Consider the following 22,298-nt stretch of genomic DNA (forward strand, 5'->3'; position numbering starts at 1 on the left):
TCTAGGACACGTCCCCGCCCAACTGACTGGCAGCAGGGGCCGTTTTGAGCGTCCAAAACGGCCTTAGCTGCGAGCTAGTTGGGCGGGGTGGGGGCTTCCTGCCTAGCCGACGTCCGCGGCGCGGGCGCGCAGGGCGCGGGCCACGCCGTCGCGGTTCTCCAGCATCATCCGGCGCAGCGCGGCGCTGTCCGCCGGCAGGGCGGCGAGGAACTCGTCCGTGCGGTCCACGGTGGCCTGGGTGGTCAGCTGCGCCGGGTAGAGCCCGACGACGATCTGCTGGGCCAGGGCGTGGGTGCGTTCCCGGACGATCCCGGGAACGGCCTCGAAGTACTTCTCCGCGTAGGGCTCGAGCAGGGCGGTGTCCAGCACCCGGGTGAAGCCGGCAACGGCGGACCCCTGCAGCGCGTTGGACAGCTCGCCCGTGACCACGATCGACTCCCACGCGGCGGCCTTGGCCTCCGGGGTGGGGATTGCGGCCGTGGCCTGCGCGGCCGCGTTCTGGCCGGTGGCGGTGTTGTCGTGCTCGAGCTCGGCGTCGATCTCCGCCTTGCCGGCCCGGCCGCCCACCACGAGGGAGGTGATCAGTTCCCAGCGCAGGTCCTGGTCCACGGTGAGGCCCGGCAGCTCGCGGGAGCCGTCCAGGAGCCCGGCGACCGTGTCGAACTGCGCGCCCGTGCGGGCCAGCAGAGCGTAGGACTTCACGAACTGCAGCTGGGCGTCGGAACCGGCGTCCACGCGGGAGGCGAGGTCCCAGAGCCGGTCCGCGGCGGTGGCCGCCGTGGCGTCCTTGTGCTCGGCGGCGACGTAGAAGTTCAGCGTGGTGGCCAGCTGGCGCAGCTGCACCAGGATCACCGACGAGTCCGTCTCCTCCGCGATGTTGGCCAGGATCAGCTCCACGTAGCCGCGGGCCGGGGTCTCGCCGTCGCGCGCCGCGTCCCAGGCCGAGCCCCAGACCAGGGTCCGCGGCAGGCTGCGGCCGAAGTCCTTCAGGTGCGCCGTGGCCGTGGCCCACGACTGCGGATCAAGTCGGACCTTCGCGTAGGCCAGGTCGTCGTCGTTGAGCAGGATCAGGTCCGGCCGCGCCAGGCCGGCCAGGGCCGGGACCTCGGTGCGTGCGCCGTCGACGTCGAGCTCCTCGCGGTGCACGCGCTCCAGCTTGCCGGCGCCGTCGAGGTTGTAGAAGCCCACGGCCAGCCGGTGCGGGCGGATGGTCGGCTGCGCCTCGGTGGCGGACTGCAGGATCGCGAAGGAGGTGATGGTCCCATCCTCGCCGACGGACAGCTCCGGCTTCAGGGTGTTCACGCCGGCGGTCTCCAGCCAGAGCTTGCCCCACTGGTCCAGGTCGCGGCCGCTGGCCTGCTCCAGCTCCACCATCAGGTCCGCCAGCTCGGTGTTCTTCCACGAGTGCTTGCGGAAGTACTCGCGGACGCCGGCCATGAACTCCTCCGGACCCACCCAGGCCACCAGCTGCCGCAACACCGAGGCGCCCTTGGCGTATGTGATGCCGTCGAAGTTGACCTCGACGTCCTGCAGGTCGTTGATCTCCGCGAAGATCGGGTGAGTGGTGGGCAGCTGGTCCTGGCGGTAGGCCCAGGATTTCTCCACCGAGGCGAAGGTGGTCCACGCGGCGTCGAACTTGGTGTTTTCGACGGCGGCGAGGTGGGACATGTATTCGGCGAAGGACTCATTCAGCCAGAGGTCATTCCACCAGCGCATCGTCACCAGATCGCCGAACCACATGTGGGCCAGTTCGTGCAGGACGGTGATAGCGCGCCGCTCCACCTGGGCCCCGGTGACCTTGCTGCGGAAGACGTAGCCCTCCAGGATGGTCACCGCCCCGGCGTTCTCCATAGCGCCGGCGTTGAACTCCGGCACGAAGAGCTGGTCGTACTTCTCGAACGGGTAGGGGCAGCCGAACTGCGCCTCGAAGAACTCGAAGCCCTGGCGGGTCAGTTCGAAGATGTTGTCCGCGTCCAGGTACTGCATGAGGGACTTGCGGGCGAAGACGCCCAGCGGGGTGATCTTGCCGGTGGCGGAGACCACCTCGCTGCGGACGCTCTGGTACGGGCCGGCAATCAGCGCGGTGACATAGGAGGACAGGCGCGGGGTCGGCGCGAAGGCCCAGACCGAGCGCGCGCCGCCGTCCTCGCCAGGGCTGGTCTCGGACGGTGCCGGGGTGGGGGAGTTGGACACCACGTCCCAGTGCGACGGCGCGGTGACTGTGAAGGTGAACGTGGCCTTGAGGTCCGGCTGTTCGAAGACGGCGAACATGCGGCGGGAGTCGGGGACCTCGAACTGCGTGTAGAGGTAGACCTCCCCGTCGACCGGGTCCACGAAGCGGTGCAGGCCCTCGCCGGTGTTCATGTAGGGGGCGTCCGCGACCACCACTAGTTCGTTCTCCGCGGCCAGGTCAGGGAGCTGGATGCGGATGCCGTCCGAGACCTCGGCCGGGTCCAGTTCGCGGCCGTTGAGGGTCACGCTGTGCACGGTCCGGGTGACCGCGTCGATGAACGTGGCGGATCCCGGCGCCGCGGTGAAGCGCACGCGGGTGGTGGAGCCGAAGACGGTGTCGCCCCGGGTCAGGTCCAGGGTCACGTCGTAGGAGTCGACGGCGATCAGGGCGGCGCGCTCGCGGGCTTCGGCGCGTGTGAGGTTCATACCGGGCAAGGGGGCCTCCAGGAATGCGGGAACGGGAGATGGGGATAGGCGTGAAGTTATTCTTTCACGCCTTGCGGCCTTGGCAAGTTGCCCCCGTCACAGCCCGGCCGCCGGCGGCGCGGACGGGGGTAGCGTTGACGGCATGGGAACCTTCCGGGACTCCGTCGACACCAGGGCCGTGCGCTTCGCTATCGGCTTTCCCCTGGTGCTGGCCTCCGCCTTCACGGTGTGCGCGCTCCTGATCCGGTCCCGGCTGCCCGAGCCGCTGGCCGTCCGGTGGTCCGCGGACGGTGCCGAAAACTTCGCCCCCTTCGCCGCCGTGGTGGGCGTGGGCGCCGCCCTGATAGTCCTGACGGGCTGGGCGGTGCTGCTCCAGGCCGCCCCGTTGACCCGGCCGGCCGTGATGCGCCGGATCATGATGGGCGCCGGGCTGGGCCTTAGCCTGTTCGTCACCGCCGTGCTGGCCGCGGTCCTGGTCGGGCAGATCGGTCTGTCCGACGCCCGCGCCTCGCACGTTGACGTCACCATCCTGGCGATGGGCAGCGGCGCCGCCCTGGGCCTGGGCGTGGTGATGGGCTTCGTGTTCAAGGCCGACGAGCGCTGGTCCGTCGACGACGAACGCGCCGCCCGCGCGGCGCTCGAACACCTTCGCGACCCGGACCTGGCCAGGGACGACGTCCGCCTCTGGGTCCACGCCCGCAGCTCGATCTTCGTGATGCTCGGGATCTCCACGCTGTTCCCGGCGGCGCTGCTCAGCCTGGCCCTGCCCTGGCTCGCGGCCGTCCTGGCGGCCGCGGCGCTCGTGGCGACCCTCTTCCTCTTCGCCCGGGTCAGGGTGGACCGGGCCGGGCTCAGGGTCCTCGCCGCCGGACTGCTGCCCGTGCTGACGATCCCCGCCGCCGAGATCGGGTCGGCCGCCCCGGAGCTGGTGCGCGCGGCGGAGCGTGGCGGCTGGGGCTTCCGCCGCCACGGCCGGGACTCCAGCATGCTGGTGGCCAACGGGCCCGCCGTCGTGGTGCGGCGCCTGGACGGCGGCACCGTGACGGTCAGTGCCGGCGGCCCCGCCTCGGCGGACAACGTCGCGCAGACCCTGACCCGCGTGGCTTCCCGGGCCCGCGGCGACGGCGCGCCGCCCCGTCCCTAGTAGGCTGGAGCCACCCCGATCACCACGCCGGATGCCCTCCGGCGACCACAGAATGGATCCGACCGTGACCACCGCCCAGGACCTCCCGCGCGTCCACATCGCCACCGACCACGCCGGCATGGAGCTCAGCGCCCACCTGGTGGAGCACCTCAGCGCCAAGGGCTACGAGGTGGTGGATCACGGACCGAAGGTCTACGACGCGCTCGATGACTACCCGTCCTTCTGCATCAACGCCGCCCTGGCCGTCGTGGCGGACCAGGAGGCCGGCGTCCACGCCCTGGGGATTGTCCTGGGCGGGTCCGGCAACGGCGAGCAGATCGCCGCCAACAAGGTCAAGGGTGTCCGCGCGGCCCTGGCGTGGAGCCTGCCCACCGCGAAGCTGGCCCGCGAGCACAACGACGCCAACGTCGTCGCCGTCGGCGGCCGGCAGCACAGCGTCGAGGAGGCCACCGGGATCATCGAGGCGTTCCTGGCCGAGCCGTTCAGCCACGACGAGCGCCACGTCCGCCGCATCGGCAAGATCGCTACCTACGAGGCCACCGGCGAGGTCGTCGAGTAGTGCCCGAGGGCCACTCCATTCACCGGCTCGCCCGGCAGTTCACGGACGTCTTCGCGGGCGAGCGGCTGGCCGTCTCCAGCCCGCAGGGACGCTTCGCCGGCGGCGCCGCCCTGCTGGACGGGCACGTCCTCACCGGCTCGACGGCGCACGGCAAGCACCTGTTCCTCCGCTTCGAGCACGGGCTGTCCCTGCACGTCCACCTGGGCCTCTATGGCGCCTGGAACTTCGGCGGCGACAGCACCTTCCGGGGCGCCTCCAGCATCGGCGCGCCGCGCAGGGTCGGGGAGCGGGAGGACCGCGACGCCGGCACCGATGCGGTGAATGACGACTCCGCCTACGCCGGGCCGCCCGCTCCGGTGGGCGCCGTCCGCGTCCGGCTCGCCGGCAGCCACGGTTGGGCGGACCTGCGCGGGGCGACCACCTGCGAGACCCTCACCGAGGCGGAAACCGAGGCCGTGATGGCCCGGCTGGGCCCGGATCCGCTGCGGAACCTGCCGGGGGACAGGGAGGCCTTTGTCGCCACGCTGGGCCGGCGGAAGACCCCGCTGGCCACCCTGCTCATGGACCAGAAGGTGATTGCCGGCGTCGGGAACGTCTACCGCGCCGAGCTGCTGTTCCGGCAGCGCCTGGACCCCTGGCTGCCCGGAACCGGCCTCCCGGCCGGGGACGCCGGGCTGCTCTGGGACGACACGGCCGCCATCATGGCCGACGGCGTGCGCGACGGCCGGATCATCACCACCGGACCCCGGTACTGGAGCGCCGGGGGAGAGTCCTCCGACGGAGAGGCAGCGGCCCTTCCCGCCCCGGAGGAGGCGCACTTCGTCTATCGGCGGCAGGGCCAGGACTGCCGGGTCTGCGGCACCCCCGTCTCCCTGGTGGAACACGCGGCCCGCAAGCTGTACTGGTGCACGGTTTGCCAGCAAGGCTAAGACCGATTGCAAGGCCCGCACACACACCAGGGGCCCCTCCGCTGGAGGGGCCCTCGTGTGTTTTTGGAGAGGGGACGACGGGAATCGAACCCGCGTAATCAGTTTGGAAGACTGAGGCTTTACCATTAAGCTACGTCCCCGGGACTATGCTGGAAATCCAGCATAACTTCCGGTCGGCTGTTCAAGCCGGATACAACTAAACCCAATGCAGCCCCGCAGTGTCAAATGTGCAAATGGCCACACGATGACCTTAGACTGTTCTGTGCACTTACGGGGTGTAGCTCAGCTTGGCTAGAGCGCCTGCTTTGGGAGCAGGAAGTCGCAGGTTCAAATCCTGTCACCCCGACTCTGCAGCAACTGCCGGTCATCGGCGTTGCAGACCCACAATCCCCCAAAACCAGGAGTACTTAGACTGTGAAGAGCGCCGTCGAGAACCTCACCCCTACGCGGGTCAAGCTCAATGTTGAGGTCCCGTTTGAGGAACTGCAGCCCAGCATCGCCGAGGCGTACAAGAGCGTTGCTTCCCAGATTCAGGTACCCGGCTTCCGCAAGGGCAAGGTCCCTTCCAAGCTGATCGACCAGCGCGTCGGCCGCGGCTACGTCCTGGAAACCGCCATCAACGAGGGCCTCAACGGCTGGTACCAGGCCGCCGTCCAGGAGACCGGCATCCGCCCGCTGAGCCGTCCCGAGGTCGAGATCACCGAGGTGCCGGACCCGTCCGCCACCGACGGCGAGCTGAAGTTCCACGCCGAGGTTGACATCCGTCCCGAGATCGAGCTGCCGGACTACGCCGGCATCAAGGTCGAGGTTGCCGCCGCCGAGTCCTCCGAGGCCGACGTCGACAAGGCCCTTGACGAGCTGCGCGGCCGCTTCGGCACGCTGAAGAGCGTTGACCGCCCGGCCGCCGACGGCGACTTCCTGACCATCGACATCACCGCCAGCATCGAGGGCTCCGAGGTTGATTCCGCCTCAGGCCTGTCCTACCAGGTTGGCGCCGGCACCATGCTCGAGGGCCTGGACGAGGCCGTCACCGGCCTCAGCGCCGACGAGGATGCCATCTTCGACACCACCCTGGTGGGCGGCGACCACGCCGGCGAAGCCGCCCAGGTCAAGGTTGTCGTGAAGGCCGTCAAGGAGCGCGAGCTCCCCGAGGCCAACGACGATTTCGCCCAGCTGGCCTCCGAGTTCGACACCCTTGCCGAGCTCCGCGAGGACCTCGCCAAGCAGGCCGCCGACTCCAAGACCGTCGAGCAGGGCGTCGAAGCCCGCGACAAGGTCCTGGACAAGCTCGTCGAAATGATCGAGGTCCCGGTTCCCGAGTCCGTCGTCGAAGAGCAGCTCGAGCAGCACTTCAGCGCCGAGAACAACCACGGTGAAGGCGAGCACGACACCGAGGAGCACCGCGCCGAGGTCAAGGCCAACACCGAGCGCGCCTTCCAGAACGAGATCATCCTTGACGCCATCGCCGAAAAGGAAGAAGTCAACGTCACTCAAAACGAGCTGATCGACTACATCGTCACCACCGCCAGCCAGTACGGCATGGACCCGAACCAGTTCGCCCAGATCATCGATCAGAGCGGCCAGGTCCCGATGATGGTCTCCGAGGTCCGCCGCCGCAAGGCCCTGGCCGTCGTGCTGGGCCAGGCCGAGGTCACCGACTCCGAGGGCAACAAGGTTGACCTGAGCGAGTTCGTCCGCCCCGGCGGCGAAGAGTCCTCCTTCGAGGAAGCTCCGGCCGAGGAAGCGTCCTCCGAGGAAGCCGCCGAGGCTCCCAAGAACGACGACCCGGCGGCAGTGAAGTTCTAGCCCGCCCGGCACCCTGAGCAGTGCCCGCACCCCCGGATCACCGATCCGGGGGTGCGGCTTTTTAAGTCGCAGACGAACCCGGCGGCCCAATCGTGCGCCGTCAGCGAACAGCCCGCCACGCCGGCACAATGCGGCAGGGAAAACGGTTAGTGTCCATGTAGGAAAGTTCAGTGGAGCCACCCCACGGCACCACCGTCGCCAGCGAGAGGTAAGTACACATGTCACAGCAAGCAGGGGCACCCCGGATGGCTACCGTCGATCCCGCGGCCCAGGATAACTACATTTACAACCGCCTGCTGAAAGAGCGCATCATCTGGCTCGGCTCCGAGGTCCGCGACGAGAACGCCAACGCGATCTGCTCCCAGCTGCTCCTCCTCTCGGCGGAGAACCCCGAAAAGGACATCTACCTTTACATCAACTCTCCCGGCGGCTCCGTCACTGCCGGCATGGCCATCTACGACACCATGCAGTTCATCCCGAACGACGTCGTCACCGTGGCCACGGGCCTCGCCGCCTCGATGGGCCAGTTCCTGCTCAGCTCCGGCACCAAGGGCAAGCGCTACGCCACCCCGAACGCCCGCATCCTGATGCACCAGCCCTCCGGCGGCATCGGCGGCACCGCCTCGGACATCAAGATCCAGGCCGAGCTGATCCTGCACATGAAGAAGGTCATGGCCGAACTGACGGCCGAACAGACCGGCCAGACCGTGGAGACCATCCTCAAGGACAACGACCGTGACAAGTGGTTCACGGCGACCGAGGCCCTCGAATACGGCTTCTTCGACAAGATCGCGGCCCACGCCGGGTCCGTGGCCGGCGGCGGCGGAACCAACGCCGACAGCGGCAAGTAACCGGCACGCAGACAGAACCGACTCCAGGAGCAATGAACATGAACTACAACTTCGGATCGACTGCCGGAAACCTGCCCAGCAGCCGCTACGTGCTGCCGCAGTTTGAGGAGCGCACCCCCTACGGTTTCAAGCGCCAGGACCCGTACACCAAGCTGTTCGAGGACCGCATCATCTTCCTCGGCGTCCAGGTGGACGATGCCTCGGCCGACGACATCATGGCCCAGCTGCTGGTCCTCGAGTCGACGGACCCGGACCGCGACATCACCCTCTACATCAACTCCCCGGGCGGCTCCTTCACCGCCATGACGGCGATCTACGACACCATGCAGTACATCCGCCCGGAGATCCAGACGGTCTGCCTCGGCCAGGCCGCCAGCGCCGCCGCCGTGCTGCTGGCCGCCGGTACGCCGGGCAAGCGCCTGGCACTGCCGAACGCCCGCGTCCTGATCCACCAGCCGGCACTCTCCGGCGGCCAGGGCGGGCAGGCCTCCGACCTGGAGATCCAGGCCGCCGAGGTCATGCGGATGCGCTCCTGGCTGGAGGACACCCTGGCCAAGCACTCGGGCCGGACCTCCGAGCAGGTCAACAACGACATCGAGCGCGACAAGATCCTCACGGCCGCCGAGGCCATGAGCTACGGCCTGATCGACCAGGTCCTCGACTCGCGCAAGATCAAGCCACAGGCGCTGACCAAGTAGCCTTGGCAGCTTCACAGCAGTAGACGACGCCGGTTCGGCCCGTGGAAACGGGGTGAACCGGCGTCTTCTTTCCACCCAACAGGCCCAAAGTGACCTAGAGTGGACTATGTCACGGCCGTCCCGTTCGGGGCTGGCGGTGTTTCAAAATGGGTGCCACGCTGCACGGAGGCATGACCCGGCCGGCAGCAAGATACAAAGGGGTTCACATATGGCTCGGATTGGCGAGAGCACCGATCTGCTGAAGTGCTCGTTCTGCGGAAAGAGCCAGAAGCAGGTCCGCAAGCTCATTGCCGGGCCCGGCGTCTACATCTGCGACGAGTGCATCGAACTCTGCAACGAGATCATCGAAGAAGAACTCGCCGAAGTCGCCGACCTGGGCAGCTTTGAACTGCCCAAGCCCCGGGAAATCTTCGACTTCCTGCAGGAATACGTCATCGGCCAGGAACCCGCCAAGCGTTCCCTCGCCGTCGCGGTCTACAACCACTACAAGCGCATCCAGGCCGGCCACGCGCCCAAGAGCGGAGCGCTGGCCGAAGGCGGCCACCACGACGACGTAGAGATCGCCAAGTCCAACATCCTGCTGATCGGCCCCACCGGCTGCGGCAAGACCTACCTGGCCCAGACTCTGGCCCGGCGCCTGAACGTCCCGTTCGCCGTCGCCGACGCCACGGCTCTGACCGAGGCTGGCTACGTCGGTGAAGACGTCGAGAACATCCTGCTCAAGCTGATCCAGGCCGCGGACTACGACGTCAAGAAGGCCGAACAGGGCATCATCTACATCGACGAGATCGACAAGATCTCGCGCAAGAGCGAGAACCCCTCCATCACCCGGGACGTCTCCGGCGAGGGCGTCCAGCAGGCGTTGCTGAAGATCCTCGAGGGCACGGTCGCGTCCGTCCCCCCGCAGGGCGGCCGCAAGCACCCGCACCAGGAATTTATCCAGATCGATACCACCAACGTGCTCTTCATCGTCGCCGGCGCCTTCGCCGGCCTCGAGGAGATCATCGGGTCCCGGTCCGGCCGGAAGGGCATCGGCTTCGGCGCCCCGCTGAACGAGGTCAAGGACAACGCCGACTCCTACGGTGAGGTCATGCCGGAGGACCTCCTGAAGTTCGGCCTGATCCCCGAATTTATCGGCCGCCTCCCGGTCATCACCACGGTCTCCAACCTGGACCGCCCGGCCCTGATCCAGATCCTGTCCACGCCCAAGAACGCCTTGGTCAAGCAGTACCAGAAGATGTTCCAGCTCGACGGCGTGGAACTGGTCTTCGAGGACGAGGCGCTGGACATGATTGCGGACCAGGCCCTGGAACGCGGCACCGGCGCCCGCGGCCTGCGTGCCATCATGGAGGAAGTCCTCCTGCCGGTGATGTTCGACCTGCCCAGCCGCGACGACGTCGCCACCGTGGTGATCACCGAGGACGTCGTGGCTAAGAAGGCCGAACCCACGATGATTCCGCACGACGTGAAGCGCCGTAAGTCCGCCTGATTCCTTCCCGAAACGGCAGGAATCCGGAATAAATCCGCGCCGCTCTCCGCTGTGCCCTGAGACGCCTGTCAGCTTCCCAACAAGGAGAATTCACGTGCCTGAGAACACCGCCACGAACAAGGCCGACTTCTGGTTCGACCCGATGTGCCCCTTCGCCTGGGTCACCTCCCGCTGGATTTCCGAGGTGGAAACCGTCCGGAGCATCCAGACCGAGTGGCACGTCATGAGCCTCGCCGTCCTGAACGAGGGCCGGGACGAACTGCCCGCCGAGTACAAGGAATTCCTGACCAAGGCATGGGCCCCGGTCCGGGTGATCGTGGCCGCGGCGCAGAAGCACGGCGAGCAGTACATCAAGCCGCTCTACGACGCCATGGGCACCAAGATCCACAACGAGGGCAACAAGGACATCGCCGAGGTCATCGCGAAGTCCCTGTCCGAGGTCGGCCTCCCGGCGGAGCTCGCCGCGGCCGGCGACAGCGACGAGTTCGACGCCGAACTCCGCGCCAGCCACGAGTCCGGCATCTCCCTGGTGGGCCAGGACGTCGGCACCCCGGTGGTGGCCATCAACGGCACCGCATTCTTCGGCCCGGTCCTGACCCGCATTCCCCGCGGCGAGGACGCCGGCAAGCTCTGGGACGCCTCCGTGGGCCTGGCCTCCTACCCGTACTTCTTCGAGCTCAAGCGCAGCCGCACCGAAAGCCCCGTCTTCGACTAAGCACCGGACCCCGCCACAGCGGGACCACAGGGCGCCGCGGGAACTACCACGCTGTAGTTCCCGCGGCGCCCTTGTGCATCCCCGGGGACGGGAGAACAATAGTTATTACCCACTCCGCAAGGGGAGGGACGCAGGAACCAAAGATTCAGTGACACTCATCCGACGCAGCCTTCGGCACAGTCAGATGGTGGCTACCAGTGACGAGGTAGGAAGACCTGAAATTCCAAGGATCCCGCCAGATTGCCTAAGACGTCACGTGGTGATCGAAAAAGTCGAAGCCCCACCAACCGCAAAAAGCTGATGGGGCTTCCCCTTTGCCCAAAAACAGCATTCCCCAAACAGCCCCAAGACTCCCGCCTCACCGGAGGACAGACCGGGACATGAGCAACCAGCCCATCGCCGACTACGCGCTGCTGTCCGACTGCCGGTCCGCCGCCCTGCTCAGTGCCGCCGGCTCCGTGGACTGGCTCTGTTTTCCGCGCTTTGACAGCCCCTCCGTCTTCGGCCGGATTCTCGGTGAGTCCGCCGGCCACTGGTCGGTGCGTGCCGCAGGCGTGCGCGGGCGTTCCCGGCGGTACCTTGGACCCTCGATGGTCCTGGAGACCCGGCACCGGACCGATGACGGCGACCTGACCGTCACCGACGCCCTGGTCCTGGGCAGCGGCCGCCGCGGCCACGACCTTGGAGACGGCTCGCCCGGCACCCTGCTCCGGAGTCTGGCCTGCACGCGGGGGAGCGTCCACGTGGAGTTCGAGTGCGCGCCGCGCCCCGGCTATGGCCTCCTCGAACCTGTCCTGCGGAGCGTGCCCGGCGGCCTGCTGATCACCGCGGGCGGCGAGGCCCTCACGCTGTCCTCCCCGGTGGCGTTGGAGCCCGACGGCGGGACGGCGTCCGCCACGTTCCGGCTGCGGGCCGGCGAGAAGGTGGCATTCGCCCTGCACCGCCCGCGTGGCGGCGGCGAGGACCCCGTGTTCTGGGACCAGGCGGAGATGCACCGCAGGCTCGCGGACACCCTCGAAGGCTGGACCAGCTGGTCCGGTATCCACCAGAACTACAGCGGGCCCTGGCAGGACCTGGTGGCAGGCAGCGGGAGGGTGCTGCAGGCGCTGAGCTACTATCCGTCGGGAGCGATCGTGGCGGCGCCCACCACCTCGCTGCCGGAGGTCGCCGGGGGCACCCGGAACTGGGACTACCGCTACACCTGGGTGCGGGACGCCAGCATGACGCTCCAGGCGCTGTGGGTGGCCGCCTGCCCGGACGAGGCCGGTACGTTCTTCCAATTCCTGGCGACGGCCGCCGCCCGGCAGCTGGCAGCCGGGGAAGACCTCCACATCATGTACGGCATCGGCGGCGAACGGGAACTTCCGGAACGGGAGCTCAGCCACCTGCCCGGCTGGCGTGGCAGCGCACCCGTCCGGGTGGGTAACGGCGCCTGGGACCAGCGGCAACTAGACGTCTACGGGGAGCTGCTGGACGCGGCCGCCACGATGCGGGATTCCGTCGCGGAGCTGGCACCGGAGACCTTGCGGTTCCTGGCCGACGCCGCCGACGTCGCCGCGGCCCGGTGGCGGGGCCCGGACCAAGGCATCTGGGAAGTCCGGGGCGAGCCACGGCACTTCCTGTACTCGAAGCTGATGTGCTGGGTGGCCTTGGACCGCGCCATCGGCCTGGCCGCCCTGCTGCGGGCCACGGACCGGGTGGCCGGCTGGACGGCGGCCCGGGAGGAGATCAGGGAATCGATCTGCACCCACGGCTGGAATGAGGCGGCCGGGGCGTACACGCAGTCCTACGGCGCCGCCGAACTGGATGCCTCCGCACTGATGCTGGGCATCGTGGGGTTCCTGGAGGGGACGGACCCGCGGTTCCTTGCGACCGTGGAGGCCGTGGAGCAACGCCTCACCGATTCCCGCGGGCTGGTCTACCGCTACCTCGCCGACGACGGCCTGCCCGGCGGGGAGGGCGCGTTCCTGCTCTGCACCTTTTGGCTGGCCCACGCACTGGCCCTCGCCGGCCGGACCGAGCGCGCCCGGGAGGTCTTCGAGCGCGCCGCCGGCTTCGCCACCGACCTGGGGCTGATGGCGGAGGAGGTGGCCCCGGACGGCCCGGAACTGCTGGGAAACTTTCCGCAGGCCTTCAGCCACATCGGCCTGGTGAACGCGGCCTGGGCCATCGGCGAGGCCGAGCGGCGTAGCCGGGAGGAGAATGCCGGGGGAGGCGACGGCGGGGAACAAGCGCCGCGCTGATGAGGTTGGCCCCTATGACAGCATCCCCCGGGATGTCCCGCGACCATTGGAGCGACATTGGCTATCACCGCACATCTGGACCTGACCCTGAAAACCGAAGTCCTCGACACCGCCCCCGACGTCCTGCGCGAGACGCTGGCCGACACCCGCGCCTTCGACGGCTGCCTCGGCGTCGACGTCCTGGTCGAGCGGGAGAATCCCACGCACGTCCTCGTCGTCGAGCGCTGGGCATCCATGGAACAGGACGCCGCCTACCGTGCCTGGCGCGCCACCGAGGAGGGTGCCAGCGGCCTCGGCGCCCTGCTGGCCGCCCCGCCGACGTTGACGCACTTCGAGACCTCATTCGAGGCCTGAGCGCCTCCCGCAACCACAAGGGCCCCCGTCCGGCATCAGCCGGGCGGGGGCCCTTGTCGTGAGGGGCAGCGTTGCTAGGCCTGGGTCGGCGCTTCCACGGGGACGTCCGCCGGAGCCAGGACGACGTCGCTGACCGCCAGCTCGCCGTCGCCGGCTACCAGCGTCAGCTCACGGGCGTTCGCGGCGGCCTTCAGGTCGCCCAGTCCGGCACGGAGCTGCTGGACCAGGGACTCCGAGCCGGTGATGGCCGCGGAGAGCACCTCGGTGCGCTGCTTGACCTTTGCCTCGGACTTGGCCTTGCGGATGCCGCCCAGGGCCGCGCCGACGGTGGACAGCAGCGTGGTGTCGCCGTCGACCTCCACGGCGGCGGGCCACTGCGCACGGTGCACGGAATCCTTCCGCCACCAGCTCCAGACTTCCTCCGTGGCGAAGGGCAGGAACGGGGCGAAGAGCCGCAGCAGGGTGTCCAGGCTGGTGGCGAGGGCAGCAAGCACGGAGGCCTGCTGCTCCGCCCCGGCGGCACCGTAGGCGCGGTCCTTGATCAGTTCCACGTAGTCGTCGGTGAAGTGCCAGAAGAAGCTCTCGGTGATCTGCAGGGCACGGGCGTAGTCGTAGGCCTCGAAGGCCTTCGTCGCCTGGGCCACCACGTCGGCCAGCTGGGCCAACACGCCGCGGTCCAGCGGATTCGTCAGGACGGACAGATCCCCGGCGAGCACCGAGTCCTCGGTGGCGCCGAGGTTCAGCACGAACTTGGAGGCGTTGAGCAGCTTGATCGCAAGGCGGCGGCCGATCTTCATCTGCGCGATCTCGTAGGCGGTGTCCGCGCCGAGCTTGGCCGAGGCCGCCCAGTAGCGGACCGCGTCCGAGCCGTACTCGTTGAGCACATCGGTCGGAACAATCACGTTGCCCTTGGACTTGGACATCTTCTTCCGGTCCGGGTCCAGGATCCAGCCGGAAATGGCGGCGTGCTTCCACGGCGCCACGCCCTGCAGGGCGTCGGCGCGGACCGCGGAGGAGAACAGCCACGTCCGGATGATGTCGTGGCCCTGCGGGCGCACGTCGAACGGGAAGACTTTCGAGAAGAGCGCCTCGTCGGTGCTCCACCCGCCCACGATCTGCGGGGTCAGCGAGGACGTGGCCCAGGTGTCCAGGACGTCGGCGTCGCCGGTGAAACCGCCCGGAACATCGCGCTGGGCTTCCTCGAAGCCGGGGGCGGCATCCGCGGCGGGGTCCACCGGGAGCTGGCCGTCCGCGGGCAGGATCGGAGCGTCGTAGTCCGGGTTGCCGTCGGAGTCCAGCGGGTACCAGACCGGCACGGGCACACCGAAGAAGCGCTGGCGGGAGACCAACCAGTCGCCGTTCAGGCCGGTGATCCAGTTCTCGTACCGGGAGCGCATGAACGCGGGGTGGAAGTCGATCTCCTTGCCGCGGCCGATCAGGCGTTCGCGGCGGTCCTCGTCGCGGCCGCCGTTGCGGATGTACCACTGGCGGGAGGTAACGACCTCGAGGGGCTTGTCGCCCTTTTCGAAGAAGTTGACCGGGTGCATAATCTTCTTCGGTTCGCCGTCCAGCAGGTCCGCGGCGGCCAGCAGCTCCACCACGCCCTCCTTGGCGCTGAAGACGGTCTTGCCGGCGATCGCGGCGAAGGCCTCGCGGCCCTCCGCAGTGGTGATCCAGTCCGGGGTCTCGCCGACGATGCGGCCGTCGCGGCCCACGATCGCGCGGGTGGGCAGCTGCAGCTCACGCCACCAGGTGACGTCGGTGAGGTCACCGAAGGTGCAGACCATGGCGATGCCGGAGCCCTTGTCCGCCTTGGCCAGCGGGTGAGCCTTGACCTCCACCTCGACGCCGAAGATTGGGGAGGTGACCTTGGTGCCGAAGAGCGGCTGGTAGCGCTCGTCGTCGGGGTTCGCCACCAGCGCGGCGCAGGCGGCCAGCAACTCGGGGCGGGTGGTCTCGATGTAGATCTTCTCGCCGGATTCGGTGAAGAACGGGTAGCGGTAGTAGGCGCCGGCGACCTCGCGGTCCTCCAGTTCGGCCTGGGCCACCGCGGTGCGGAAGGTGACGTCCCACAGGGTGGGGGCCTCGGCCATGTACGCGTCGCCGGCGGCCAGGTTGGCCAGGAACGCGCGCTGGGAGATGGCGCGGGACTTGTCGTCGATGGTCCGGTAGGTCAGGTCCCAGTCAACGGAGAGACCCAGGGTCTGGAAGAGGTTCTCGAAGACCTTCTCGTCCTCGACGGCGAGTTCCTCGCAGAGTTCGATGAAGTTCCGGCGCGAGACGACGTCGAAGTCGCGCTGGTTCTTGGCCGGCTCGGCCGGGGGCCGGTAGTTGGCATCGTAGGGGATGGCCGGATCGCAGCGCACACCGTAGTAGTTCTGCACGCGGCGCTCGGTGGGCAGGCCGTTGTCGTCCCAGCCCATCGGGTAGAAGACGTTCTTGCCGGTCATCCGCTGGTAGCGTGCCAGGACGTCGGTCTGCGTGTAGGAGAACATGTGTCCGACGTGCAGCGAACCCGACGCGGTGGGCGGGGGAGTGTCGATCGAGTAGACCTGCTCCCGGGTGGTGTCCGGGTTGAACTTGTAGGTTCCTTCGTCAAGCCAGCGCCGGGTGAGCGATGCCTCCAGGCCCTCGAGGGCGGGCTTGTCCGGAACGTTGGTGGGGGCGGTGGTGGGCGTGTCTGTACCCTGCGTGTCTTCAGCCATGGGTCAATTCTTGCAGTTCTTTTCACTTTAGTTTTCACCGCGTTTCGCGATTTCGGGATCCCGCTGCAATAACGTGCGGGACTATGAAGGAAAATTCGGCGCATTTCGCGATCAAACGCATCTATGACCCGCCCGGGGACGCCGACGGCTACCGGGTCCTGGTGGACCGGCTCTGGCCGCGTGGCGTCAGCAAGGAGCGGGCGCGGCTTGACCTGTGGCTCAAGGAGGTGGCCCCGTCCGGGCCGCTGCGCACCGAGTTCGCGCACATGCAGGAACGCTTCGAGGACTTCCGGACCGCCTACGAGGCCGAGCTTGCGGAGAACCCGGCGGTGGAGACCCTGCGCCGGATCGGGACCGAGCACCCCCGCGTGACCCTGCTATTCGGGGCAAGGGACGTGGAAACCAACCACGCCCGGGTGCTGTTGGAGTTCCTCCAGCGCGGTGGCCGCTAACCGCCGCCCGATTCCGATTAGGGTGGTGCCATGACTGAGGGAACCACCAACACAGCAACAGCCAAAGCCGCCGTCGTCACCGGCGCCAGCACCGGAATCGGGCAGGCCACGGTCCGTGCGCTCCGCCGGGAAGGGTGGACCGTGTTCGCCGTCGCCCGCCGCGCCGACCGCCTGGACGCCCTCGCGGCGGAAACCGGCGCCGTCGCGCTGGCCGCGGACGTGACCGACGACGACGCCGTCGCCCGCCTGGTCGAAGAGGTCACCCGCGAAGGCGGTATCGACACCCTCATCAACGTCGCCGGCGGAGCCCGCGGGGCGGACAAGATTGCCGACGGCAAGACCGAGGACTGGCAGTGGATGTACGAGGTCAACGTCCTCGGCACCCTCAAGCTGACCCGCGCCTTCCTGCCGATGCTCCGCGCCTGCGGCGAAGGCACCGTCCTGAACCTCACCTCCACCGCCGCGCTCTCCGCCTACGAGGGCGGCGGCGGGTACAACGCGGCCAAGTACGGCCAACACGCCCTCACCGGGGCGCTCCGCCTGGAGGAAGCCGAACACAACCTCCGCGTGATCGAAGTGGCCCCCGGCATGGTGCAGACGGAGGAGTTCTCGCTCAACCGCCTCGGAGACAAGGGCGCCGCGGACAAGGTCTACGCCGGGGTCGAGAAGCCGCTAACGGCCGATGACGTCGCCGACGTGGTCCGCTACGCAGTGACAGCCCCGCACCACGTGAACCTCGACCAGATCATCATCCGGCCGGTCGCGCAGGCGTCCAACTTCAAGGTCATCCGCAAGGGCTGACCGGCCGCTACTGGCCAGAGCAGCCACCTGCCCGGCGGCTTAGCCCGGTAACCTAGCCCGGCGGCTTAGCCCGGCGCCGGGATGGTGAGCGTGGCCACTACGGCCGCGTGATCCGTCCCGGCCACCCGGTGCACCGCGAAGTCCCTGCTGCCGACCGATGGACCGGTCAGCAGGTGGTCCAGCGTGGTCCCCGGCAGCGGCAGGTCCATCGGCCAGGTGGGGACCAGCCGCGCACCCTGGGCGGTGGCCACGTCCACCAAGGGATGAGCGGCGCCGGCGGAGACCAGGCGCCGGAATTCCGCGTGGTCGTATCCGGCGTTGAAGTCGCCCAGCAGGAGCAGCGGTGGCTGCTGCCCTGCTTGTTGCCGGCCGGCAACTGCGGCTGCCGCTTGCTCCGGCAGCCTGCCGAGGGCCGCCAGCTCCCGGCGCCACTGGCCCAGTCCGCCGCCCACCGGCGCCCGGGCGTGCACGTTCGTCACCTCCAGCAGGGCGGCGCCGCCGTCCGGGGCGGGCAGCTCGAGCCTCGCCGAGGCCATCGGGAACCGGGTCCCGGCCAGGGTTCCGGTCGATTGCATCGGGAAGCGGGAGTAGAGAGCCCCGCCGGAGGCGTCCTTGGCAGGGGCGCTGATCCGGTAGGGCAGCTCGCCGGTGATGCCCGCGGCCTCCAGCCGCAGCTCCAGGGCCGGGGTGTACTCCTGGAGTGCCAGCAGCCCCACGCCGTGGTCCCGGACCAGCCGGACGATCTCCCCGGCGTCGGCCCGGCCAAGCTTCGCGTTGATGCTCATTGTCACCAGCTCCGCGCCCCTGCCCCCCGCCGGCGGCAACGGACGCGCGTGGCCGGGCGAAAACAGCCACGCCGCCTGCAGGGCCAGGAGCGCCGCGGCGGCGCCGGCCGCCACCGGACGGCGTGCCGCTACCGCACAGAGCACCGAGAATCCGGCAGGAACCACCAGCCAGGGCGTGAAGGACAGCAGCTGCACTACCGTTTCCGGCCACGGCAGATCCACGGCACGGCACACGGACAGTCCGGCCACCGGCACCCCTAGCAGCCCCGCCGCCGCCAGCCAGCGCCGGCGCGGCACCACCCCGGCCCGGGTTGTCCCGGACAGCCGGTCCGCAACGCCGTGAGGGAGGCCCATTCCCCGAGTGTAGGCAGGCGCGGCGCCCGGGGCGAGGGTTCGGCCGGACACGACCCGCCCGTATCCCTGGCTGGCGGCCCATGGTGCGCGGCGGGCACCGGCCCCTTTCCGGTACCATCGAACTAACAGCGTCGACCCGGCCATCACCGGTGAGCTTCCGGAAGAACACTCCGGCGCGACCCCACGGTCCGCGCGGTGCCAGTAGAACCGGACGGGTAAGCCCGTCACAGCAGTCAACGAGCGGCCGGCAGCGGTGCGCGTGCCACCCTCACGGGCGGTCCGGGCCCGTAGCCGGTAAGTGAGGTGGTACCGCGGTGCCGGTGTTGTTCCGACAGCACAGGAGCCGTCCTCGCATCCTGAATGAATCCCGTTGTTCACAGCTCAACCCAGGATGTCGAGATGACCCATTACCCCAAGGCCTCAGCCGCACCCTCCGACGCCAGCGCCTCCGGCACGGCTTCCAACGCCGCCGGCGTATCAGCCTCCGTGAAGTTCCCGGAGATCGAGGAGCGCATCCTCAAGTACTGGGACCAGGACGGCACGTTCCAAGCGAGCATCGACCAGCGGGACGCAGGCAAAGACGGCTCCAACGAATTCGTCTTCTACGACGGCCCTCCCTTCGCTAACGGCCTCCCGCACTACGGCCACCTGCTGACCGGATACGCCAAGGACCTGGTGGGCCGCTACCAGACCCAGCGCGGCCGCCGCGTCGAGCGCCGCTTCGGCTGGGACACCCACGGCCTGCCCGCCGAGCTCGAGGCGATGAAGCAGCTGGGCATGACGGACAAGACCCAGATCGAGGCCATGGGCATCGACAAGTTCAACGATGCCTGCCGTGCCTCGGTGATGAAGTACGCCGACGAGTGGAAGAGCTACGTCACCCGCCAGGCCCGCTGGGTGGACTTCGAGAACGACTACAAGACGCTCAACGTCGAATACATGGAGTCCGTGCTCTGGGCCTTCAAGCAGCTGCACGAGAAGGGCCTGACCTACAACGGCTACCGGGTCCTGCCGTACTGCTGGAAGGACGAGACGCCGCTGTCCAACCACGAGCTGCGGATGGACGACGACGTCTACAAGAACCGCCAGGACCAGACCGTCACCGTGACCTTCCCGATCACGGCGGGGGAGTCGGAGCTCTCGAAGCAGCTCGCCGGTGTCCAGGCGCTCGCCTGGACCACCACGCCCTGGACCCTGCCCACCAACCTGGCGCTCGCCGTCGGACCCGCCATCACTTACGTGGTGCTGCCCGCCGGACCGCACGGGATCAAGGCGGCCTCCGACGACGCCCCCGTTACCGGATCCTTCCTGCTCGCCGCCGACCTCCTGGGCGCCTACGCCAAGGACCTGGGCTACGGCGACGGCGCCGAGGGTGCGGCCGCGGCCGAGGCCGCCGTCGTCTCCCGGCACCTCGGCACGGAACTCGAGGGCCTGACGTACGAGCCGCTCTGGGATTACTTCGCCGACGCCGAGAAGTACGGCACCGAGAACGGCTGGCGTTTCCTCGTGGCCGACTATGTCACCACCACCGACGGCACCGGCATCGTCCACCAGGCCCCGGCCTACGGTGAAGACGACCAGAAGGTCTGTGAAGAGGCCGGCATCCCCGTGGTCCTCTCCGTCGACGAAGGCGCGAAGTTCCTTCCCCTCTTCGGCCACGGACCCCTCGCCGCGATCGCGGGGCTGCAGGTCTTCGAGGCCAACAAGCCCATCACCCAGGTGCTCCGCGCCGAGGGCCGCCTGGTCCGCCAGGCCAGCTACGAGCACTCCTACCCGCACTGCTGGCGCTGCCGGAACCCGCTGATTTACCGTGCCGTGTCCTCCTGGTACGTCGAGGTCACCAAGTTCAAGGACCGCATGTCCGAGCTGAACCAGGAGATCAACTGGATCCCGGGCAACGTCAAGGACGGCCAGTTCGGCAAGTGGCTGGCCAACGCCCGCGACTGGTCGATCAGCCGCAACCGTTACTGGGGCAGCCCCATCCCGGTCTGGCAGTCCAGCGACCCGGACTACCCGCGCACCGACGTCTACGGCTCCCTCGCCGAGATCGAGGCCGATTTCGGCCGGCTGCCGCTGAACAACGACGGCCAGGTGGACCTGCACCGGCCGTTTATCGACGAGCTCACCCGCCCGAACCCGGATGACCCGCGCACGCCGGAAGAGGGCCAGTCCGTGATGCGCCGCGTCGAGGACGTCCTGGACGTCTGGTTCGACTCCGGCTCCATGCCTTACGGCCAGGTGCACTACCCGTTCCAGAACGAGGAATGGTTCGACACCCACAACCCGGCGGACTTCATCGTCGAGTACATCGGCCAGACCCGCGGCTGGTTCTACATGCTGCACATCCTCTCCACCGCGCTGTTCGACCGGCCGGCGTTCCGCAACGTCATCAGCCACGGCATCGTGCTGGGCTCGGACGGGCAGAAGATGTCCAAGAGCCTGCGCAACTACCCGGATGTCTCCGAGGTTCTGGACCGCGACGGTTCCGACGCGATGCGCTGGTTCCTGATGTCCAGCCCCATCCTGCGCGGCGGCAACCTCGTGGTCACCGAACAGGGCATCCGCGACGGCGTCCGGCAGGTCATCCTGCCGCTGTGGAACGTCTACAGCTTCTTCACGCTGTACACGAACGCCGCCGATGGTGGCGCCGGGTACGACGCCAAGCTCCGCTACGACGGCTACGCCGACACCCTGGACCAGTACCTGATGGCCAACACCGGCGACCTGGTCCGCAGCATGACCGAACAGCTGGACAGCTACGACATCTCCGGCGCCTGCGACGAACTGCGCGGCTACCTGGACATGCTCACCAACTGGTACGTCCGGCGCAGCCGCACGCGGTTCTTCGACGAGAACACCGATGCCTTCGACGCGCTGTACACCGCGCTGGAGACCGTCTGCCGCGTCGCCGCCCCGCTGCTGCCGCTGATCTCCGAGGAGATCTGGCGCGGCCTCACCGGCGGGCGCTCCGTGCACCTGGCCGATTGGCCGGACGCGGGCCTGTTCCCCGCCAACGCCGGGCTGGTGGAGGCGATGGACCGGGTGCAGCAGATCTGCTCCACCGGCTCCTCGCTGCGTAAGGCCGCGAACCTACGGGTGCGCCTGCCGCTGCAGGAACTCACCGTGGTCGCCCCCGGCGCGGACGCCCTGGGGGGCTTCGCCGCCGTCGTCGCGGACGAGCTGAACCTGCGCACCGTCCGCGTGCTCGACGCCGACGCCGCCTCCCCGGAGGAGTTCGGCATCGAACAGAAGCTGGTGGTCAACGCCCGCGCCGCCGGTCCGCGCCTGGGCAAGAACGTCCAGCAGGCCATCAGGGGCTCCAAGTCCGGCGACTGGTCCGTGAACGATGCGGGCGTGGTCACCGCCGGCGGCCTCGAACTCGAGCCGCAGGAATACACCCTGGAAACCGTCGTGGCCGAGGCCGCGGCAGGGGAGGGATCCCGGGCGGCGGCAGTCCTGCCCGGCGGCGGCTTCGTGGTCCTCAACACCGAGGTCACGCCGGAACTGGAGGCCGAGGGCACCGCCCGCGACCTGGTCCGCGCCATCCAGCAGGCCCGCAAGGACGCCGGGCTGAACGTCAGCGACCGGATCCGCACCACCGTCACCGCGCCCGCAGTCGTCGTCGAGGCGCTGCAGGCCCACGCCGGCCTGGTCAAGACCGAGACGCTCAGCGTGGATCTGGACACCGTTCCCGCCGACGTCAAGGAACCGCAGGTCAGCGTCGAAAAAGTCACCGTTGAGGCAGGGGCATAATC

Annotated in this window: 16 protein-coding genes and 2 tRNA genes; 14 read left to right on the forward strand and 4 right to left on the reverse strand. The window is 68.7% G+C overall.

Translation table 11 applies throughout. From position 1 onward, the window contains the following. Nucleotides 1-102 precede the first annotated feature (102 nt). Entirely contained in the window at nucleotides 103-2,658 is a 2,556-nt protein-coding gene (gene pepN / locus AB0O44_RS05355) for an aminopeptidase N (RefSeq protein ID WP_364135155.1), read from the reverse strand. A gap of 142 nt (nucleotides 2,659-2,800) precedes the next feature. On the opposite strand from pepN, the gene AB0O44_RS05360 reads away from it, so the two are divergent. Genes AB0O44_RS05360 through AB0O44_RS05370 form a run of 3 tightly spaced genes read left to right on the forward strand, consistent with a single transcriptional unit; the run spans nucleotide 2,801 to nucleotide 5,290 of the window. Continuing rightward, nucleotides 2,801-3,802: a hypothetical protein gene (locus tag AB0O44_RS05360; protein WP_364135158.1), complete on the forward strand. Its 1,002-nt coding sequence runs from the start codon at nucleotides 2,801-2,803 to the stop codon at nucleotides 3,800-3,802. Nucleotides 3,803-3,854: 52 nt separating this feature from the next. Further along, on the forward strand, nucleotides 3,855-4,361 hold the full coding sequence (locus tag AB0O44_RS05365; protein ID WP_364135161.1) for a ribose-5-phosphate isomerase: 507 nt from the start codon (nucleotides 3,855-3,857) through the stop codon (nucleotides 4,359-4,361). Next, nucleotides 4,361-5,290, forward strand: a complete 930-nt coding sequence (locus tag AB0O44_RS05370; RefSeq protein WP_364135165.1) for a DNA-formamidopyrimidine glycosylase family protein — start codon at nucleotides 4,361-4,363, stop codon at nucleotides 5,288-5,290. The genes AB0O44_RS05365 and AB0O44_RS05370 overlap by 1 nt, the downstream gene beginning before the upstream one ends. Before the next feature lie 69 nt (nucleotides 5,291-5,359). On the opposite strand, the gene AB0O44_RS05375 is transcribed toward AB0O44_RS05370, so the two are convergent. Continuing rightward, nucleotides 5,360-5,430 (reverse strand) — tRNA-Gly (locus tag AB0O44_RS05375). Nucleotides 5,431-5,561: 131 nt separating this feature from the next. Here AB0O44_RS05375 and AB0O44_RS05380 point away from each other — a divergent pair. From AB0O44_RS05380 to AB0O44_RS05415, 8 genes are all read left to right on the forward strand, one after another. After that, nucleotides 5,562-5,636: transfer RNA gene (locus AB0O44_RS05380), tRNA-Pro, on the forward strand. A 68-nt stretch (nucleotides 5,637-5,704) separates the two neighbouring features. Continuing rightward, nucleotides 5,705-7,096 (forward strand): trigger factor, encoded by a 1,392-nt coding sequence (tig, locus tag AB0O44_RS05385; RefSeq protein WP_290257607.1) that lies wholly within the window; start codon nucleotides 5,705-5,707, stop codon nucleotides 7,094-7,096. Between the two features lie 245 nt (nucleotides 7,097-7,341). Then, complete coding sequence (locus AB0O44_RS05390; RefSeq protein WP_290257881.1) at nucleotides 7,342-7,947, forward strand: ATP-dependent Clp protease proteolytic subunit; 606 nt, start codon at nucleotides 7,342-7,344, stop codon at nucleotides 7,945-7,947. A gap of 38 nt (nucleotides 7,948-7,985) precedes the next feature. Next, a complete protein-coding gene (locus AB0O44_RS05395) occupies nucleotides 7,986-8,645 on the forward strand; it encodes an ATP-dependent Clp protease proteolytic subunit (protein ID WP_056738346.1) in 660 nt (219 codons plus the stop codon). 208 nt (nucleotides 8,646-8,853) lie between these two features. Continuing rightward, the gene (gene clpX / locus AB0O44_RS05400) at nucleotides 8,854-10,134 is read left to right on the forward strand and encodes an ATP-dependent Clp protease ATP-binding subunit ClpX (protein ID WP_290257608.1); all 1,281 of its coding nucleotides are present in this window, start codon (nucleotides 8,854-8,856) and stop codon (nucleotides 10,132-10,134) included. A 94-nt stretch (nucleotides 10,135-10,228) separates the two neighbouring features. Then, nucleotides 10,229-10,849, forward strand: a complete 621-nt coding sequence (locus AB0O44_RS05405) for a DsbA family protein (protein ID WP_364135170.1) — start codon at nucleotides 10,229-10,231, stop codon at nucleotides 10,847-10,849. A 380-nt stretch (nucleotides 10,850-11,229) separates the two neighbouring features. Then, nucleotides 11,230-13,092, forward strand: coding sequence for a glycoside hydrolase family 15 protein (locus AB0O44_RS05410; protein ID WP_364135173.1), 1,863 nt, complete (start codon nucleotides 11,230-11,232; stop codon nucleotides 13,090-13,092). Between the two features lie 57 nt (nucleotides 13,093-13,149). Further along, a complete protein-coding gene (locus AB0O44_RS05415) occupies nucleotides 13,150-13,446 on the forward strand; it encodes an antibiotic biosynthesis monooxygenase family protein (RefSeq protein WP_364135176.1) in 297 nt (98 codons plus the stop codon). A 74-nt stretch (nucleotides 13,447-13,520) separates the two neighbouring features. Here the strand turns inward: AB0O44_RS05415 and valS are convergent, their stop codons facing one another. After that, nucleotides 13,521-16,151 (reverse strand): valine--tRNA ligase, encoded by a 2,631-nt coding sequence (gene valS, locus AB0O44_RS05420; RefSeq protein ID WP_364135179.1) that lies wholly within the window; start codon nucleotides 16,149-16,151, stop codon nucleotides 13,521-13,523. An 83-nt stretch (nucleotides 16,152-16,234) separates the two neighbouring features. Here valS and AB0O44_RS05425 point away from each other — a divergent pair, with 83 nt between their 5' ends. Together AB0O44_RS05425 and AB0O44_RS05430 are read left to right on the forward strand one after the other, a co-directional pair. Next, on the forward strand, nucleotides 16,235-16,603 hold the full coding sequence (locus tag AB0O44_RS05425) for a DUF488 family protein (RefSeq protein ID WP_364135181.1): 369 nt from the start codon (nucleotides 16,235-16,237) through the stop codon (nucleotides 16,601-16,603). Between the two features lie 30 nt (nucleotides 16,604-16,633). Beyond that, entirely contained in the window at nucleotides 16,634-17,404 is a 771-nt protein-coding gene (locus AB0O44_RS05430) for an SDR family oxidoreductase (RefSeq protein WP_364135184.1), read from the forward strand. Nucleotides 17,405-17,469: 65 nt separating this feature from the next. On the opposite strand, the gene AB0O44_RS05435 is transcribed toward AB0O44_RS05430, so the two are convergent. Beyond that, nucleotides 17,470-18,543 (reverse strand): endonuclease/exonuclease/phosphatase family protein, encoded by a 1,074-nt coding sequence (locus tag AB0O44_RS05435; protein WP_364135187.1) that lies wholly within the window; start codon nucleotides 18,541-18,543, stop codon nucleotides 17,470-17,472. Between the two features lie 399 nt (nucleotides 18,544-18,942). Here AB0O44_RS05435 and ileS point away from each other — a divergent pair, with 399 nt between their 5' ends. Next, nucleotides 18,943-22,296, forward strand: coding sequence for an isoleucine--tRNA ligase (gene ileS / locus AB0O44_RS05440; RefSeq protein WP_364135190.1), 3,354 nt, complete (start codon nucleotides 18,943-18,945; stop codon nucleotides 22,294-22,296). Nucleotides 22,297-22,298 lie beyond the last annotated feature (2 nt).

Source organism: Arthrobacter sp. NPDC080082 (assembly GCF_040686595.1).
Taxonomy (GTDB): Bacteria; Actinomycetota; Actinomycetes; order Actinomycetales; family Micrococcaceae; genus Arthrobacter.

Excerpts from the sequence above, each read along its gene's own strand:
- clpX (WP_290257608.1), top strand. The coding sequence starts at position 8,854 with ATGGCTCGGATTGGCGAGAGCACCGATCTGCTGAAGTGCTCGTTCTGC.
- AB0O44_RS05395 (WP_056738346.1), top strand. The coding sequence starts at position 7,986 with ATGAACTACAACTTCGGATCGACTGCCGGAAACCTGCCCAGCAGCCGC.
- pepN (WP_364135155.1), bottom strand. The coding sequence starts at position 2,658 with ATGAACCTCACACGCGCCGAAGCCCGCGAGCGCGCCGCCCTGATCGCC.
- valS (WP_364135179.1), bottom strand. The coding sequence starts at position 16,151 with ATGGCTGAAGACACGCAGGGTACAGACACGCCCACCACCGCCCCCACC.
- AB0O44_RS05430 (WP_364135184.1), top strand. The coding sequence starts at position 16,634 with ATGACTGAGGGAACCACCAACACAGCAACAGCCAAAGCCGCCGTCGTC.
- AB0O44_RS05435 (WP_364135187.1), bottom strand. The coding sequence starts at position 18,543 with ATGGGCCTCCCTCACGGCGTTGCGGACCGGCTGTCCGGGACAACCCGG.
- ileS (WP_364135190.1), top strand. The coding sequence starts at position 18,943 with ATGACCCATTACCCCAAGGCCTCAGCCGCACCCTCCGACGCCAGCGCC.
- AB0O44_RS05425 (WP_364135181.1), top strand. The coding sequence starts at position 16,235 with ATGAAGGAAAATTCGGCGCATTTCGCGATCAAACGCATCTATGACCCG.
- AB0O44_RS05410 (WP_364135173.1), top strand. The coding sequence starts at position 11,230 with ATGAGCAACCAGCCCATCGCCGACTACGCGCTGCTGTCCGACTGCCGG.
- AB0O44_RS05365 (WP_364135161.1), top strand. The coding sequence starts at position 3,855 with ATGGATCCGACCGTGACCACCGCCCAGGACCTCCCGCGCGTCCACATC.
- AB0O44_RS05360 (WP_364135158.1), top strand. The coding sequence starts at position 2,801 with ATGGGAACCTTCCGGGACTCCGTCGACACCAGGGCCGTGCGCTTCGCT.
- AB0O44_RS05390 (WP_290257881.1), top strand. The coding sequence starts at position 7,342 with ATGGCTACCGTCGATCCCGCGGCCCAGGATAACTACATTTACAACCGC.